Annotated in this window: 12 protein-coding genes and 5 pseudogenes; 13 read left to right on the top strand and 4 right to left on the bottom strand. The window is 38.6% G+C overall.

Annotation, left to right across the window (positions count from 1 at the left end; all coding sequences use genetic code 11):
- Positions 1 to 271: 271 nt before the first annotated feature.
- A pseudogene (locus tag NSU19_RS18480) lies at positions 272 to 680 on the top strand (transposase); the annotation flags it as partial.
- 752 nt (positions 681 to 1,432) lie between these two features.
- Positions 1,433 to 2,626 carry a CDP-glycerol glycerophosphotransferase family protein gene (locus NSU19_RS18475; RefSeq protein WP_339197959.1) on the top strand — a complete coding sequence of 398 codons (1,194 nt, stop codon included), beginning with the start codon at positions 1,433 to 1,435 and terminating at the stop codon, positions 2,624 to 2,626.
- Positions 2,627 to 2,708: 82 nt separating this feature from the next.
- Here the strand turns inward: NSU19_RS18475 and NSU19_RS18470 are convergent, their stop codons facing one another.
- The gene (locus tag NSU19_RS18470; RefSeq protein WP_339197957.1) at positions 2,709 to 2,987 is read right to left on the bottom strand and encodes a hypothetical protein; all 279 of its coding nucleotides are present in this window, start codon (positions 2,985 to 2,987) and stop codon (positions 2,709 to 2,711) included.
- 161 nt (positions 2,988 to 3,148) lie between these two features.
- On the opposite strand from NSU19_RS18470, the pseudogene NSU19_RS18465 reads away from it, so the two are divergent.
- Positions 3,149 to 3,431: pseudogene (locus tag NSU19_RS18465) on the top strand (helix-turn-helix domain-containing protein); the annotation flags it as partial.
- 300 nt (positions 3,432 to 3,731) lie between these two features.
- Positions 3,732 to 4,634 carry a glycosyltransferase family 2 protein gene (locus NSU19_RS18460; RefSeq protein WP_339197955.1) on the top strand — a complete coding sequence of 301 codons (903 nt, stop codon included), beginning with the start codon at positions 3,732 to 3,734 and terminating at the stop codon, positions 4,632 to 4,634.
- 260 nt (positions 4,635 to 4,894) lie between these two features.
- Here the strand turns inward: NSU19_RS18460 and NSU19_RS18455 are convergent.
- A pseudogene (locus NSU19_RS18455) lies at positions 4,895 to 5,382 on the bottom strand (hypothetical protein); the annotation flags it as partial.
- Positions 5,383 to 5,517: 135 nt separating this feature from the next.
- Here NSU19_RS18455 and NSU19_RS18450 point away from each other — a divergent pair.
- The 7 genes and pseudogenes from NSU19_RS18450 to NSU19_RS18420 all read left to right on the top strand — a co-directional run bounded on the left by NSU19_RS18450 (position 5,518) and on the right by NSU19_RS18420 (position 12,101).
- A complete protein-coding gene (locus NSU19_RS18450; protein ID WP_339197953.1) occupies positions 5,518 to 6,957 on the top strand; it encodes a flippase in 1,440 nt (479 codons plus the stop codon).
- 85 nt (positions 6,958 to 7,042) lie between these two features.
- Positions 7,043 to 7,441 carry a glycerol-3-phosphate cytidylyltransferase gene (tagD, locus tag NSU19_RS18445; protein WP_339197950.1) on the top strand — a complete coding sequence of 133 codons (399 nt, stop codon included), beginning with the start codon at positions 7,043 to 7,045 and terminating at the stop codon, positions 7,439 to 7,441.
- 294 nt (positions 7,442 to 7,735) lie between these two features.
- Positions 7,736 to 8,653 (top strand): annotated as a pseudogene (locus NSU19_RS18440) (phospho-sugar mutase); the annotation flags it as partial.
- Between the two features lie 14 nt (positions 8,654 to 8,667).
- A complete protein-coding gene (galE, locus tag NSU19_RS18435; protein ID WP_339197948.1) occupies positions 8,668 to 9,639 on the top strand; it encodes a UDP-glucose 4-epimerase GalE in 972 nt (323 codons plus the stop codon).
- Between the two features lie 68 nt (positions 9,640 to 9,707).
- A complete protein-coding gene (locus tag NSU19_RS18430; protein WP_339197945.1) occupies positions 9,708 to 9,872 on the top strand; it encodes a hypothetical protein in 165 nt (54 codons plus the stop codon).
- Positions 9,873 to 9,888: 16 nt separating this feature from the next.
- A complete protein-coding gene (locus tag NSU19_RS18425) occupies positions 9,889 to 10,248 on the top strand; it encodes a hypothetical protein (RefSeq protein ID WP_339197943.1) in 360 nt (119 codons plus the stop codon).
- Between the two features lie 233 nt (positions 10,249 to 10,481).
- Complete coding sequence (locus tag NSU19_RS18420; RefSeq protein WP_015376008.1) at positions 10,482 to 12,101, top strand: DUF262 domain-containing protein; 1,620 nt, start codon at positions 10,482 to 10,484, stop codon at positions 12,099 to 12,101.
- A gap of 287 nt (positions 12,102 to 12,388) precedes the next feature.
- Here NSU19_RS18420 and NSU19_RS18415 read toward each other — a convergent pair whose 3' ends face one another.
- Entirely contained in the window at positions 12,389 to 12,802 is a 414-nt protein-coding gene (locus NSU19_RS18415) for a hypothetical protein (RefSeq protein ID WP_023817791.1), read from the bottom strand.
- Between the two features lie 167 nt (positions 12,803 to 12,969).
- On the opposite strand from NSU19_RS18415, the pseudogene NSU19_RS18410 reads away from it, so the two are divergent.
- Positions 12,970 to 14,231 (top strand): annotated as a pseudogene (locus tag NSU19_RS18410) (YifB family Mg chelatase-like AAA ATPase); the annotation flags it as partial.
- On the top strand, positions 14,224 to 14,412 hold the full coding sequence (locus NSU19_RS18405) for an IS3 family transposase (protein WP_327848440.1): 189 nt from the start codon (positions 14,224 to 14,226) through the stop codon (positions 14,410 to 14,412). The pseudogene NSU19_RS18410 and the gene NSU19_RS18405, both read left to right, overlap by 8 nt.
- 283 nt (positions 14,413 to 14,695) lie before the next feature.
- Here the strand turns inward: NSU19_RS18405 and NSU19_RS18400 are convergent, their stop codons facing one another.
- On the bottom strand, positions 14,696 to 16,234 hold the full coding sequence (locus NSU19_RS18400; RefSeq protein ID WP_339197933.1) for an amidase: 1,539 nt from the start codon (positions 16,232 to 16,234) through the stop codon (positions 14,696 to 14,698).
- Positions 16,235 to 16,288 lie beyond the last annotated feature (54 nt).

The following is a 16,288-nucleotide window of genomic DNA, read 5'->3' as shown; positions in this document are numbered from 1 at the left end:
CCCAGCTCAAAGAAGGTATTTCATGTACAAAAGATGCCCAAAATCAAGTGGGAGGACTATATCGAGTGGTTCTCACATCAATAATCGATGAAGTGAGTTCCGCATGGGTTTTTCATGTTTTTCAATCGTGGCACAACTCTGTAAACCTCTTTAACTTCCGAGTTAAGTCCGTATAATTGTGTAAAAAGGGAAATAGAAAAAGAGCCATGTTGCTTCCCCTTTGGTCAAATAAACAGTGAGCAAAACACTATACATAAGGAGGAATGCAACCATGGCTCAATACCATATTGCCGTAAACGATGAACTTTTGCATGGGCTATTTACCAGAGATGAGGGGTTGGCTAAGCTGCTGGAACAAGTTCTGAATCCAACCCTCGAGGCGCAAGTAGAAGAACAGCTGAGGGGCTCGCCATTATGAGCGTACGGAAGAACGAGAAGGCGATCGAAACGGTTCGTATACACGCCAGCTGACAACCCGGGTAGGACAATTGACCTTGCGCGTTTCACGGACAAGAGGTGGGGAGTTCTCCACCGAGCTGTTTCAACGATAATATCAACGGAGCGAACAAGCTCTGGTACTGGCACTCATGGAAATGGAGGTAAACGGGGTGTCTACCCGAAAGATGACCCAAATCACAGAAGAGTTGCGCGGGACTTCGTTTTCCAAATCCACGGTCTCCTTGCGGTGGATGTGGCGGCAACGGGGCGGCATGTGCTCAAGCGAAGCTCCACAGTCTGCGCAGGACGTGACCCGGTGGCCGATGATGTGATCTGGATTCTCTATCGGTTGAAGCGTTTTTCCGGGATGCCCCGGCTGTCCACCGAGACGGTATCGGGTCTTCTCCCGTGAAGAAAGCAAACGAACCGGCGCCACATACGCGGAAGGAGGCAAATGGCTATTTGTGCTGTTTTTTTCGTGCGTGCTTCCAGTTGATCAATACGGGCTTGAAGCTGGGAAATGGTTTGTTTTTGGTGCTCAATGAGTTGCATTTGTTGGGCAACTGTGGCTTGAAGTGAATGGATTTGTCGGTAAAGTCCTTGAACGAACTGGACATCGGTTCTAATCCCTGTTTGATACATCTAGGTGATCGGTTCGGATGTTCATTTTTGGAAAAACAGGAGGGGTTAAATAGAGCTATAAGCAAATTTATAGCAATAAGATGAGTAGTTAACACTTACGTTATCAAATTTGCTTATCTGCAGTTTATAAGTTATTCATTAAAAATAGTTTAATTTATTTGTAAGAAGTTGATACCGTCAAGAATTTTGTGTAATGTAAGCTACATTCGGTATACTATTAGACATAGGTGGGGTTCACCTTTTTCTAAGGTTTTTAGTCCAATCTGAGAATACCCTACCTTTTTCTTTTGATCTAGTAAAATGCTTTACACAAAATTTTATACATCATCAAGAAGTTTGGAGGTGTATATTTTTGAGAAATAAAATTAAATATTATTTGCAGAATAGTGAATTTATAAGTCTATTATACTATTATATTGGTTCTCTTGTTATTAATATTATAAGTCTGTTTGTTAAGCCAAAAGAAAAAACTGTTCTTTTTGTATCGTTTGGTGGAAGACAATATAGCGATAGTCCTAAGGCTATTTTTGAGTGGATGAGAAATGATCCAAGATTTAAAGATTGGGAATTTACTTGGGCATTTATTAAACCAAATAATTATCAAATAGACGGAGCTAAAAAAGTAAAGATTGATTCGCTCTCCTATTTTATTACTGCAATAAAGTCTAGGGTTTGGGTTACTAATTCAGGTATTAAAAGATATCTTAATTTTCATGGAAAAAATACATTATTTATCAATACATGGCATGGTACTCCTATAAAAAAAATAGGAATAGATGAGGTAGGTGTTCATAAATCGAAGGTATTTGCGAGAAAATGGTTTGAATTTAAAGATGCAAATATCACTCTTGCAGAATCTAAATATGATGCTGAAATTTTTAAACGAATTTTTGATATTGACGATAATCAAATTATGATAACAGGTTTACCTAGAAATGATGAATTATATCATAATAAATATGATATTGATAATATCAAGAAAAAATTAAATATCCCTAAGGATAAGAAGGTTATACTATACGCTCCTACTGTAAGAGGCAATAATGTTGATGAAGATTTTAGAAACTTTATAAATCCCCCAATTGATTTTAATAATTGGAAAAGAATCTTAGGTGAATATGTTATCTTATTCAGGGCACATTATTTTGTAGATAAAATTGATGAAATTAAAGGAATTAACTTGGATAATGTGATAAATGTTACATCATATGAGAATCTAAATGAATTAATGGTAGTCTCTGATCTTTTGATTAGTGATTATTCAAGTATTTTTTTCGATTATGCTATACTTGAAAAGCCAATGTTCTGTTTTGCTTATGATTATGATGAGTATATTAAGTATCAAGGTCTATATTTAGATATTAATAAAGAAATACCGAATGGAATAATTAGAACGGAAAAAGAATTACTATATATGATTAAGAATTTAGACTACAGTGAACAGGTTAAAAAAACTATACAGTTTAAGAAAAAATATTTATCTGGTAATGGTAAGGCTACTCAACAAGTAGTTGACTATATATTTAATAATACAAAAAATAGTTAATACGAGGGTTCTTTGTAAACGCCTTTAACTCCCAAAGGTGATGGGCATAACAAAGCGCATGTGTCGTTTGCATGTACTTAGATTAAATCCCGTATGCATCATGTATCATCGTACCCTGATAATGAGGAAGAATGGCCAATCCCATCCTTAGAGTAAAGGTCTTTCCCTGAGAACAATGGGGGCCAAGTACGTATGCGTAGAAGTGGATGTGACCATGCAAACAGGCGTTGGTTTCATCGATACGTAGGCTTGCCTCATCCACATGCAAGATCGGCGATGAGAGTAGTGTAGCCTCAATCGTTTCCATGTTCGAAGTTCGGACGACTCGCTTCATGGATAACAAAAACTTGTCGATTTTCATGAGATATGAACCTCCTTAAGGAATTGGATTCATGTCTTCTTTTTTATCTGTTCGTAAATATCTATTATAGGTGCACATTGAAGCATTAACGTCCGTATAAGTCGTTTACATCCCGATTATACTGCTCCTAAGAACTTGACCAAAAAAGGAATGGAATGAAAATGAAACGGCTGAAAAGCATTCATGATCACGGATGGACACCACGTACTCTTCGAAAGCAGGAGCGAAAAATCAAAAACGTTTCCCTGCGTCAACGTGTCATGGCTGTTCGCCTTGTCATGGAAGGATACCTAGGCAAAGAAAATCGCGGCTATGCTCAATCTGTGCCGCCAAAGCGTGGCATTTTATGTGTCCTTATTCAAAGAAGGCGGACTGGATCTCCTGCTCGACCGGAAATCCCCACCCGGCCGTGAGCCATTTTTGACGCCAGAACAGCAACAGGAGGGGGGAATCGTTTCATTTGATCTTTCTGCCCCCTATTCGTCACAGCTGAATCCGATCGAACGCCTGTGGAAATGGCTTAAAGACGCGGTCATAGCCAATCTATTTTGGATATTGACCGGGCCATTACCCGGTTTATGGACTACATTTGCCAACGCTAGGAAGAAGTGCTTCAACGCTTGGGGTGTGCTGCGTGATGTAGAAGTTAACTTTTTAAGGTGCATTTATGTATGTTAGTAAATTTGCTTATCTATAGAATAGTAATGATTTAATAAATCATAGAGAAATTAAGGTGAAGATTTAATGAAAAGAGTAGGCTGTATAATAGTAACATTTAATAAGTTAGAATTGTTGAAGGAATGTATAAATGCAGTATTAAATCAGACAGTTAAAGTGGATAAAATATTTATAGTAGATAATGCGAGCACAGATAATACGAGAGATTATGTGGAGCAACTAACAAAAAAATATAACAATATTATTTATAGTAGATTAGAAAAAAATATGGGAGGTGCTGGTGGGTTTAATTATGGGTTAAAACTAGCATATAAGGCTGATATTGATTATATTTGGATTATGGATGATGACACTATACCAAAAAAGGATTCGTTAGAGAATTTATTACGTTTTGCAATAAGAGATGATATTAATTGGGGTTTTCTCTCCAGTAATGTAAAATGGATTGACGATTCTCCTTGTTTAATGAACATCCCTGAACCAGATAAATTATGGTCTGAATATATAATTGATGGTTTAGTAAGAGTAGTATCAGCTACTTTTGTATCATTATTTATAAAAAAGGAAATTTTGAAAGAAGTTGGTTTCCCAATAAGTGAATTTTTTATTTGGGGTGATGATACTGAATTTACTAAACGGATAAGCAAAAAAAAGTATCCGGGCTATATGGTTAGTACTAGTGTTGTTACTCATAAAATGGCGAAAAATATTGATGTTGATATAATTAATGATACTAAAGATAGATTAAATAGATATTATTATAGATACAGAAATAAAGTTTATACAGCTAAAAAATCGGGGGTGAAAGAATTTATCCAGTTTTTCCTTCATACGAGTTATACAATATTGAGAATACTAAAAGAAAAAAATACAAATAAATTTAAAAAAATACAAATTGTTATTAAGGGGTATTTTGCTGGATTATTTTTTAACCCGAGTATAGAGTTTCCTGATTCATTAGATACCTGAATCCGTGATAAAAACTTGCGCAAATGGCTGGGAAAGCTCAATAAATGAGCAAATATTATGCGTGTTACACTTGACCCAATAGGTGAATATGCAAAAATAAGTTTAAATCTTGATATGATAGGATTGTTGAGTACCTATGAGAAGAAGCTGTCACGGATTCAGGTAAATAATTAACTATAGATGAGCATTTTCCATTACAATTACAATAATCCCTAGTATGTAAGAGACAAGCAGGGTACCACTTAGGCCGCATGGAGCAGTTATTTGACTACGTCAAGGAGAATATCCTGTTTGGTCGCATGATAAATGAATTCCACAAGGCTATGTTCTCTTTCTTCGGGATCTCGTCCAACACGATTGAAAAATCGCTACCGGATTCGGTGAGGTTATACACATAGGGCAACTAGAACAAAATCTAATATCGTTTGACCACTTGAGGATGTGAACCCGGTACTTATCCAGTTTTAGTTGGTTTTTGGACTGACGGAAAAAAGCATTTGATGGACCGGTATTTGGGTATAATAACGCAAAATTTTTTCATGATATCAGTGCTTAATACGCAATGGAGATGCTCCGAAGTCATCGGCTGATCGGCTTTCCATATCAATAGCACCACGACATGGTGTTATAGACGGAACGCAATGGGGAATGTTTGAGTCTTGGTGTGAACCATGACTCAAACAAGGAAATGACCCAAAACGAACTTCTTTTCGGTGTGAGAATAGTGACAGTCACACCCTTGAATGGCAGGCTTTGTTTGGGGACAAGCGGATTTGATCATCTACAGAGTGATAAAACGAATTCGGATAAAAAATAATGAGAGAGCAGTTTGATGTAAGATTGTCTTTCCTAATAAAGTAAAAAAAGTAGAAAAGGTATAAAAATGAGTATTGCAAAAAATTACATTTACAATGTAGTCTATCAAATTGTCACTTTAATTGTTCCTGTTATCACAGTTCCCTACATATCAAGGGTATTAGGTAGTACTGGAGTTGGAATTAATGCTTATACGAATTCAATTATTCAATATTTTATATTGTTAGGATCCATAGGGATAAATTTATATGGAAACCGTGAAATAGCATATGTAAGAGATGATAAAATAAAACTTAGCAAAACATTTTGGGGCATTTTTACATTAAAATTAATAACAACATTTATTTCTTATTTTCTTTTTCTTATCTTTTTAGTTTTAGTTGACAACTATGAAACGATATTTTTTATACAGTCAATATATATTATTGCAGCTGCTATAGATATTTCTTGGCTATTTATGGGGTTAGAGGATTTTAAAAAAACTGTTATAAGAAATTTGTTAGTAAAAATTGTAGGGGTTATTTGTACCTTTTTGTTTGTAAATTCTCCAACAGATTTATGGAAATATGTTTTTATATTAGCTTTATCACAATTACTCGGAAATTTTTCGTTATGTTTGTATTTGCCGAAAACTGTACAGAAAGTAAAAATATCTTGGTACGATATTAAAAAACATTTGAGGCCTTCTATATCTTTATTTATACCTCAAATTGCTATCCAGATTTATGTTGTACTAAATAAAACGCTGTTAGGGATATTTTCCAGTCCTGATGAAGTTGGATATTTTGATAATGCCGATAAAATAGTAAAAGTAGTTTTGTCAATTGTTACAGCAATGGGTACTGTTATGTTGCCAAGGGTATCTAATACTTTTGCAAAAGGTGATATAAATAAAGTAAAAAAATATATATATAATTCTTTTGATTTTGTTTCGTATTTATCTATTCCACTTATGTTTGGATTGGCTGGAATTGCGGTTAACTTTGCACCTTGGTTTTTTGGAATGGATTTTAGTAAAACAGGCATATTAATGTGTATGATTAGTCCAATTATTCTATTTATTGCTTGGAGTAACGTATTAGGAAATCAGTATTTACTGTCTACTGGAAATGTAAGAGGGTTTACTTTATCGGTAGTGATAGGTGCAATTGTTAATTTTATTTTAAATTTAATTTTAATAGGCCGTTATCATTCAATTGGTACAGCTATAGCAACGGTTATTTCGGAGTTTTCAGTAACTGCAGTACAACTTTATTTAGTGCGTCATAATTTACAAATTAAAAAAATGATTTATTCTACTTGGAAATATTTTGTTGCTGGTAGTTCAATGTTTATTATAATTTATTATATTGGAGGACATTTAGATGTAGGGATAACAACAATAATTATTCAATTTGTAATTGGCATCATAGTATACTTTACTCTTTTATTTTTATTAAAATCAAATTTAAATGGAAAGATGTTTGACTTGATATTTAGCTATATAAGGAGAATAATTAGTAGGTAATATTCGAATAATTTAAATTGTAATTCTCTTCAAACTTCTAAAGGCACACTTTTACATTATTACATATAGAGGGGGAGGAAATAAAATGAAGAGAGTCATTACTTATGGTACATTTGATCTTCTCCATATTGGTCATATTAACTTATTAAGACGTGCAAAATTATATGGAGATTATCTGATTGTAGGGATTTCCACTGATGAATTTAATGAGTTAAAGGGTAAAAAAGCATATTATTCCTTTGAACAGAGAAAAGGTATTTTGGAAGCCATTCGGTACGTTGATTTAGTAATTCCTGAAAAAAGTTGGGAGCAAAAAATTGAAGATATTATAAAATACGATGTTGATATCTTTGTTATGGGAGATGATTGGAAGGGGAAATTTGACTTTTTAAAGGATTATTGCGAGGTAATTTATTTACCAAGGACAGTTGGTATATCTACAACAAAAATTAAGACAGATATAAAATCCGCAATGGAGCTATAGTTATTACTTGTTGTTGTGACCGTCAAGCGAAATGTTACAGTCTTTGGTGATTAATTTTTTACACTTTAGTAAAAATTGGAGACCTATTTATTGAAATAATCACCTTATATTCAGAGATAAATAGGGTATTGTTATGCTACATGAAGATATTTTGGACGGCTTCAATGGAAATATTTTGTTGCGTTGCACGATAAATTATGGTGCTCGGTGACTGTTACATCCCGAACTACTAGGCCGTTATCGAGAAATGGCTTTCCTATCCAAAGCTCGACGCCGAATTGAAGCAGCAACTTTTCTTCCCCAAATCCGGAAGAGCATGCCGCGTTTGCATTAGCGATTCAATACGGCGAAAAAATCGATGCCGACATTTTAATGGCGACAGACCCGGATGCGGATCGGCTTGGTGTCGCGGTGAAAAATTTAGATGGCGAATATGTTGTTTTAACAGGCAACCAAATGGGCGCGTTGATGCTGGAATATTTATTATCGCAAAAGCAGGCAAAAGGAATCTTGCCGAAAAACGGCGTCGTTGTGAAAACGATCGTGACGTCCGAAATCGGCCGCGCGATTGCCGAGCATTATGGTTTGCCAACGATCGATACGTTGACTGGGTTTAAATTTATTGGCGAGAAGATTAACGAGTTTGAACGGACGAAAGAATACACGTTCCAATTCGGCTATGAAGAAAGCTATGGCTATTTAATCGGCGACTTTGTCCGCGACAAAGATGCGGTGCAATCGGCAATTTTTGCAGCAGAAGTAGCGGCTTATTATAAAACGCAGGGAAAAACATTGTATGAAGGTTTGTTAGAGATTTTTGCGAAATACGGCTATTATAAAGAATCATTGCGCTCGCTAACGTTAAAAGGAAAAGACGGCGCCGAGCAAATTGCGAACATTTTAGCGGCCTTCCGCAAAGAACCGCCGAAAGAAATCGCCGGTGTGGAAGTTGTCATGATTGAAGACTATTTGATAAGCAAACGCACTATTGTAGCAACCGGGGAAGAGCAACCGATTGACTTGCCTCGTTCGAACGTATTGAAATATCATCTTGCGAATGATTCATGGTTCTGTTTGCGTCCATCAGGCACAGAGCCGAAAGCGAAGTTTTACTTTGGGGTGAGAGGAACATCGTTACAAGAGAGCGAAGAATTCGTTGCCGCATTAGAAAACGCGGTAATGACGATAGTCCATCAAATCGTTAATGTATAATTGGGGGATTGTATATGATTCTCGTTGTCGGCGGAGCCGGTTATATCGGCAGTCATTTAGTGAAAGAGTTAGTGGAAAAAGAGCAAGTAATTGTGCTTGATAACTTATCGACCGGTCATCGGTATTTAGTGGATGATCGCGCGGTGTTTGTGCAAGGGGATTTAGGGAACCGAACTGATTTGGACGCAATTTTTGAAAAATACCCGATTCAAGCTGTCATGCATTTTGCGGCGAACAGCTTAGTCGGCGAATCAGTGGTGAATCCGCTGAAATATTATCAAAACAACGTTGCTGCTACATTAACGTTGCTAGAAACAATGTTGAAATATAATGTGAAAAACTTTATTTTTTCGTCTACTGCGGCAACGTATGGGATTCCGAATGTCGAATTAATTACGGAAGATTGCCCAACAAATCCAATTAACCCATACGGCCGTTCGAAGTTAATGATCGAACAAATTTTAGCGGATTTTGCTTCTGCGTATGGGCTAAACTATGTCGTCCTTCGCTACTTTAACGCGGCTGGGGCGCAAGAGTCGGGAGAAATTGGTGAGGACCATAACCCAGAAACGCATTTAATTCCGATTGTCTTGCAGCATTTGTTAGGTCAGCGCGACAAAATTTCTGTCTTCGGTACGGACTATAATACACCAGATGGGACATGCATTCGTGACTATATCCATGTCACCGATTTAGCGAAGGCGCATATTTTAGCGCTTGAAGCATTGTTGACTGGTAAAAAGAAAACAGCTATTTACAATCTCGGAAACGGCTTAGGTTATTCCGTTAAAGAAGTGATAGAAACATGTGAAAAAGTCACGGGACGTAAAGCCGTCATTGAATACACTGACCGCCGTCCGGGCGACCCGGCGCGTCTTGTCGCATCCTCGCAAAAAATTTATGAAGAACTTGGCTGGAAAGCGGAATATTCATTGGAACAAATCATCGAAAGCGCGTGGAAATGGCATAGCCGAAATACTAAGTAAATTCAAAGCCTCCTGTTGAAGTTGTTCAGCGGGAGGCTTATTGCATTTTTACGTTGGGGGTGACTGTTGTGCCGAAGAAAAAGACTTTGCGACCAGAAACCGATCGTTTCAAGCATATATTAATTGAAGCGTATCAACGAGGGGAATTGTCCGACAATATCACCACAAAAGATATGGTTCAGGAGCTAGCTCATCAGTTAAAACCAATTTTTAAAAGGGATAATAATAAGTAGTATCGGGAGGTATGTAATGTTATCCTTTCAACAGCTGCCAAAGTCGATAAAAAACGATCCGCTACATTCTTCAAGATGTCCAGTCGCTGGAGGAGTTGGAGTGGATGGAAAAATGATTTATATTCAAAAACGGAAGAAGGAACTGAATCGTTTCAACCGGGGAGGATGGCGCTTTTGGCGAATGTGGTTATTGACGCATGTGGGGGATTGCTTTATTCGTTTGTGCGAATTTATTTACGACGGATATGTTCTGAAATGTAAAATTACGAATTCCCTCTATGTTTTGCATCATGGTTATAGAGATCCTCTGCTTCCTCTTCTAGCTATACCCGCTGTATCCATTTCATTGGTGAACTTCTCCATAACTACCCCATAGATGCTTCAAGATTGCTTTTTGTTATCTTCGCTTACGAGGAATCCTTTTTTACATAAAATTTCTTCCTCAATCATTACAAAACTATGATATGGATTGGTTTTTGGGAAGAAATTATCAATAACTGTTGGGAATTCACATGTATTAGAAACGGTAGAGTTGTAAAAACTTAAAATTTTTGTATGATAGATTTGTGTGCAAAAGCAAACCTGTTTCTTTAGAGGAGATGATGTGAAGTGGAGGCAAGTGAAAAAAAGATCAACGAGATACTGACGGAAAACAAAATTTATGAAATTCCTCCTTATCAACGGCCGTATTCTTGGGAGAAAAGCCATGCGCGCGAGTTGATAGAAGATATTTGCCAAGCTTATCAGCGTAATGACCCTGAATACTTTATCGGATCGATTATTACGATTGAAAAAGAACGCAACCGCCGTTATGAAGTCGTAGACGGCCAGCAGCGGTTAACGACTTTAAATATTATTTTTGCGGTTATGAAGCAGTTGATCACGCATCCTTCTAGTGTAGAGGATATTCAAAAACGAATTATGCCGGTAAACCCTTATACGGATGAACCGGAGCAGCCTCGCCTGATAGTCAGAAAGCAAGATCAAGCATTTTTCCAGAAGTATATCCTCATGGGGGAAGATATAAGCTCTGCACAAGAAATGAGTGAAACTCAAGCGAAGTTTTATGACAATATGCTTGAAATCAAACAAGTAGTTTCAGAATTAAGCGAAGTCGAGTTGCGGCGGTTGGTCAATTATATTTTAGAACATGTATATGTTGTCTTTGTGGTCACCGATAACTTTACCTCCGCCTACCGGCTTTTTAATGTCTTAAATGCGAGAGGAATGTCTCTTTCCAACGGGGATTTATTAAAAAACCGGCTGTTTGAATATTGTGAAAGTAAGCCTCTTGAGAGAAGCCGAGTGGAAGAATGTTGGAATGAACTGGAGAATATCGTTGGCATTCGGCAGCTGGATAATTTCTTAAGCCATTTGCGGACTTCGATCAAAGGGAACAAGCAGCAGGAAATTCTTTATCAAGAGTTTGATGAGATCCTTGAAGAATATAAAGAAGCTCCCGCTCGTTTCGCTGAATTTCTCCTGCGCTCGGCTCATCATTATGAAAAAATTATGGAAAACGATTTCGATAATCATCTTAAGACGCAAAAACTCATCTCTTCCCTCCATCGGGTCGCTCATGATGAGTGGATACCTCCTGTGCTTGCGTTTCTAAATAAACCGGTGCCGGATATGGAATTTGCTGATTTTGTTGAATTAATGGAAAAAATCACGTACCAAAACTGGGTTCGCCGGCTTGGCAAAACAAAACGAAATACGGTTTATTATCAAGTGATTAATTTGATCAATAAAGGATGTTCAGCGGATGAACTGATTGAAACGGTTAAAAAATATGCGGATAATAAAGAATTTGAACAATTGATACGTGCGGATATTTACCATTCTCCTGCTGTAAAAGCAATACTCCTTCGCTTGGAACAAGAAAGCCAAGATCAGAGCGTGGTAAAACAATTCCATGGACGAATTACGGTGGAGCACATCCTTCCGCAAAAGCTAAAAGATGAATATTGGATCCAACGTTTCACGCCTGATGTTCATCAAGAATTGGTTCATAAGCTTGGAAATTTGACTTTATTGAGCGGTGTGAAAAATTCTGCTGCACAATACTATTCATTTGACCGTAAAAAGGAAATTTATGAAAAGCGAAACAAAAAAGTATCGTTTGATCTTACGAAAGAAATATTAGAGGAAAAGGAATGGACAAAGGACCAAATTCTTTCCAGACAAGAAAGACTGGTCAAAAAGGCAATGGAAATTTGGAGCCTGTGACCAGCATAGGCGCCTGCCGCTGGTCGAAGGCTGTTTCGCTAACGAAGCCATTGAAACATGTAAAAAAGCAACCAGCTGCATAGCTGTCATAAATATACCGCCCGGGCGCCCCGGCGCGGCTTGTCTCTTTCTCGAAGAAGATGGATAAGGAACCGGGCTGGGAAGCGGAATATTCGCTTGAAGATAATATTTTCAGTGCATGGAAGCGGCATCGTGGAAATGTGAAGGAAATAGAGAGCCTCCCGCTGAAGGAGTGTTGTCAGCGAGAGGCTGATTGTTTATCTGCGTCAATCAATCAGTGTTAAAATCCAATCTTTTAAATCAATCATGCGTAAATGTTTTGGGGACGAATCGGTGCCAGTTATAATCATCGGCACTAGCGAATCTTGTTTATGAAGCCCCCCGTGGCTTGCTCCTCCAACATGAGTTGGAGAGCCTTCACCGATAAATTCAAATCCCGGTTTAGCACTTGCAACAAGATAATTTCCTCCATGAGAAGTCAGCGAGCTGTACAATCGGGCCAGTGCATCCGGATATTCATCATAAAAAATCTTATTGTTCTTTACCGTAAGATTCAAAACGCCTGCATCTCCTGCTAGATCCCACGATTGTTCATACTCATCCACCAATGGCCCATTCGGTTTAAAAATGAGTCTTCCCGGCCGAACTCCAGATATGACGTGCACGGATTCTTTTTCCATCCAGGCAATGACATCCACTCTGTCGTCTTTTTGCAGCGTTTTCGCAATATCCGGAAGTGGCGCTCACCACCCGAAATTTGTCGAAATATTGGTAATTGAAAGATAAACGGAGGGGTATTACAATTATGGATAAGAACTAATGTTCTGTGGTTGGGAGGGATGGATGATTGACGGTGAAGATTTTAAGCATTGGGTTAAGGGGGTTAGAAGGGTATCGGGTGCAGGTGGAGGTGCAGGAGGTGCCTGGGATTGCGGCGATGGTGATTGTTGGGTTGCCGGATGCGTCGGCTAAAGAGGCAAAGGAACGTGTTCTTGCTTCGCTTTATGCTTTCGGATGCGACTTTTTTGATAAAAGGCTTGTTGTTCATTTGTCTCCGCCGGAGCGGAAAAAGCATAGCCCGATGTTTGATTTGGCGATGGCGATTGGGATTTTGAAGGCAATGGGCAAGCTGACAGCGCCGGCTTTCTTCGATGCAGCGTTTTTAGGTTCGTTATTGTTGGATGGAACGATTCAGCCGGTGGATGGCATGCTTCCAGCGATATTGGCAGCAAAGAAGCTCGGTTTTCAAAAAGTATACCTTCCGTATGATCCCACACTTCCGCTTCATCATTTGAAAGATCTCGATTGTATCTTTGTTCAGACGTTGGAGGAAACGGTGCAATACCTGCAAGGACAACGTGTTCTTTCGTTACCCCCAGCTTTTCGCACTCCTGAAATTATGGACTCCCCGCGAAAGCATCATCGGGATTTTCAATCGAGTATTGGCCATCATCAAGCAAAGCGTGCATTGGAGATCGCAGCGGCAAGCGGACATAACGTGTTAATGGTTGGACCGCCTCGGTGCGGGAAAAGTTTGTTGGCGGAAACGTTTCCGTCGATTTTGCCGGGTCTTTCTCATGATGCGCAGTTAGAGGTGATCAGTTTGTACCAGCTGGCAGGGGAAAAAATCGAGAGCGGCTATCCGCCTTTTCGTCATCCGCATTATTCCGCTTCATCGGTTTCTTTAATTGGCTGGGGAACGCACCCAAATCCTGGCGAAGTGTCGCTGGCACATCGCGGTGTTTTGTTTCTCGATGAAATGGCGGAATTTGCAAAAAAGACGCTGGATATGCTTCGCCAGCCGTTAGAGACGGGGAAAGTGACGATTAGCCGTATTTCGTCGACGGTGACATATCCCGCGGACTTTATTTTGCTTGGGGCAATGAATCCGTGTCCGTGTGGATATTTAGGCTCAAGAACGCGCATTGCACATGTAGTGCGAAACAAATTCAAGCGTATCGAAATCATGTTTCCGGGCCGATTTATGACCGGATGGATGTTTTATTACCATTGGAAGTCATTGATTTTTCCACAGAAACGAGAGTTTCGGAATCTTCGGAAACCATAAGGAAAAAAGTGGAAGAAGTAAGAAGAAAGCAAAATGAACGTTGTTTTTCTTCAAGACTATCAAACTCGTAAGCAAGCGGAACAAAGCATATTTGAATATATTGTGAGTTTTTATAATGATCAACGGATTCGTATGAAAAACTCTATTACAGTAGGAATCAAGATATTACAAAATGGCATTGTCGAAACAGATAACGATTATCACGGAGTTGGATCCTATTAACGCAGATTATAGATATTCTTTAGCTAGATAGAGACTAGAAAGAGGGAAATATATTTAAATAATTAGATGATATAAGGATCGAATATATTATTATTTCAAATAAAGTTTCAGAGAGTCTTATTTTATAAATACAATTGTTCGATGTTAGGCTAACATAGGAGGATGAAGGGACGGTTTTGATTGCTGAAAAAGAGACTGCTTTGAGGTATTCAATTATATCTGCGTTTTATTTAATAAAGAAAGCAGGCGAATCATCTGGATTATATAGATGATTCGCCTGTTTTTACCTGATTAAAGTAGGGGCCTTTCTGTGTTTTGTGGCTTGTTCGTAAGCGTAGGCCATTCCAATTAGTGCGGCTTCGCTCCACATTTTTCCAAAGAAGGCTAAGGCGAACGGGGATCCGTTTTCGTAATAGCCAGCTGGAACTGTGATCAATGGTAAACCGCTGATATTTATTTCTGATATTGTTGTTGATTGTATATTTTCCTCTTGGATGTTTGGAATTGCAGTCGGCATTTGAGGATATACAAATCCGTCAAGCTGTTGGTCCTCCATCACTTGATAGATAATTCGGAGCAATTCACCTTTCACTTCATTGAATTCTGTCAAATCTGGTAAAACACTATGATCTGCCATAGCTTTCTCTTCATTGACAAAATCCGAAACTAAAGCAAGTGGTCCATCTTCTGTCCATGGGACCGCCCCCGCTTTGTCGAATACAGTTTTAATGGAAAGGGTTTTATCCTCTGGATCCAGATTTTTTAGGTACTTTTCAAGGTCATAAAAAAATGTTTCCATTCCTAAGAAAGTATTTTTGGATGAAACATACTCAGCGAGCCCTGTCCCGGCAAACGGATCTTCAACTACCTCTGCACCTTGTGCTTTTAGTATTTCAATGGCAGAAGCATAAAGCTTTTTCGTTTCATCAGAGAGTTCCTGTGTACGCCATCCCGGTCCGTACAAGCCGAATCGTTTGCCTTTTAGATAATTTTTTTTAAGAAAAGCAGTGTAGCCTTCTTTAGGAATATTCCCGATTGCAGCAATTGTTTTAGGATCTTCTTTTGAATACCCAGCCATCACACTCAGCATAATTGCAGCGTCTTGGACAGTACGAGCGTGCGGTCCCAAGACATCCCGAGTACTGCCGGCAAGAGGTGTCACCCCAGTTGTTGGGATTAATCCGAAGGAAGGTTTAATTCCAACTAAGGCTTGAGCTGCTGCAGGAACTTGAATGGATCCGGCCGTTTCTTCGGCGACGCCCAGCACAGCTAAGTTTCCTGATACAGCAGTCGCCGTACCACTGCTGCTTCCGCCTGGTGAAATCGACCGATTTACTGCGTTATATGTCGGACCGTCCCAGCTATTGTTTGCATTATAGGCACAACTAAAAGCAGGAATATTAGTCTTACCAAGAATAATCGCTCCCGCTTCTTTAAGTCTTGTTACAACCGGGGCATCCTTTGTTGGCATTAATTCGATCCCGCCTGCTTTTTTACAAAAAGGTGCCCAGCCAAATGTCGATGGATATCCTGCCATATCCACCGCTTCTTTTATAACAATTGGAATCCCTGCCAGTGGTCCAAGTTCAGCTCCTTCTTCATACAGACGATCCATTTCTTTCGCGTCTTCCAAAGCATTAGGGTTCATGAAGGTGAATGCGTTATAAATCTTTTCAAATTGTTCAATTCTATTTAAATAGGATTGAACAACCTCTTGAACTGTGTATTCACGATTTTTGTACCCGGCTATGAGTTCGTCTACAGTCACTTCTTCAAATCGGAAACCTTCGCCAACAGATTTTAGTAAAGTACTTTTTTCCAATTGTAATAACACCTCTTTGTTTTTATTTTTATATTCCCTAATACAAATTTAAAA

The organism is Aeribacillus sp. FSL k6-2211 (genome assembly GCF_037966125.1).
GTDB classification, from domain to species: Bacteria; Bacillota; Bacilli; order Bacillales; family Aeribacillaceae; genus Aeribacillus; species Aeribacillus composti.
The sequence above is the reverse complement of the archived record's forward strand: the minus strand, read 5'-3'. Positions and strand labels throughout refer to the sequence as shown.

What these genes read in the sequence shown, in the direction of transcription:
- NSU19_RS18470 (WP_339197957.1), bottom strand. Translation starts at nt 2,987, where the DNA reads ATGAAAATCGACAAGTTTTTGTTATCCATGAAGCGAGTCGTCCGAACT.
- NSU19_RS18460 (WP_339197955.1), top strand. Translation starts at nt 3,732, where the DNA reads ATGAAAAGAGTAGGCTGTATAATAGTAACATTTAATAAGTTAGAATTG.
- NSU19_RS18450 (WP_339197953.1), top strand. Translation starts at nt 5,518, where the DNA reads ATGAGTATTGCAAAAAATTACATTTACAATGTAGTCTATCAAATTGTC.
- tagD (WP_339197950.1), top strand. Translation starts at nt 7,043, where the DNA reads ATGAAGAGAGTCATTACTTATGGTACATTTGATCTTCTCCATATTGGT.
- galE (WP_339197948.1), top strand. Translation starts at nt 8,668, where the DNA reads ATGATTCTCGTTGTCGGCGGAGCCGGTTATATCGGCAGTCATTTAGTG.
- NSU19_RS18425 (WP_339197943.1), top strand. Translation starts at nt 9,889, where the DNA reads ATGTTATCCTTTCAACAGCTGCCAAAGTCGATAAAAAACGATCCGCTA.
- NSU19_RS18415 (WP_023817791.1), bottom strand. Translation starts at nt 12,802, where the DNA reads ATGGAAAAAGAATCCGTGCACGTCATATCTGGAGTTCGGCCGGGAAGA.
- NSU19_RS18405 (WP_327848440.1), top strand. Translation starts at nt 14,224, where the DNA reads ATGAACGTTGTTTTTCTTCAAGACTATCAAACTCGTAAGCAAGCGGAA.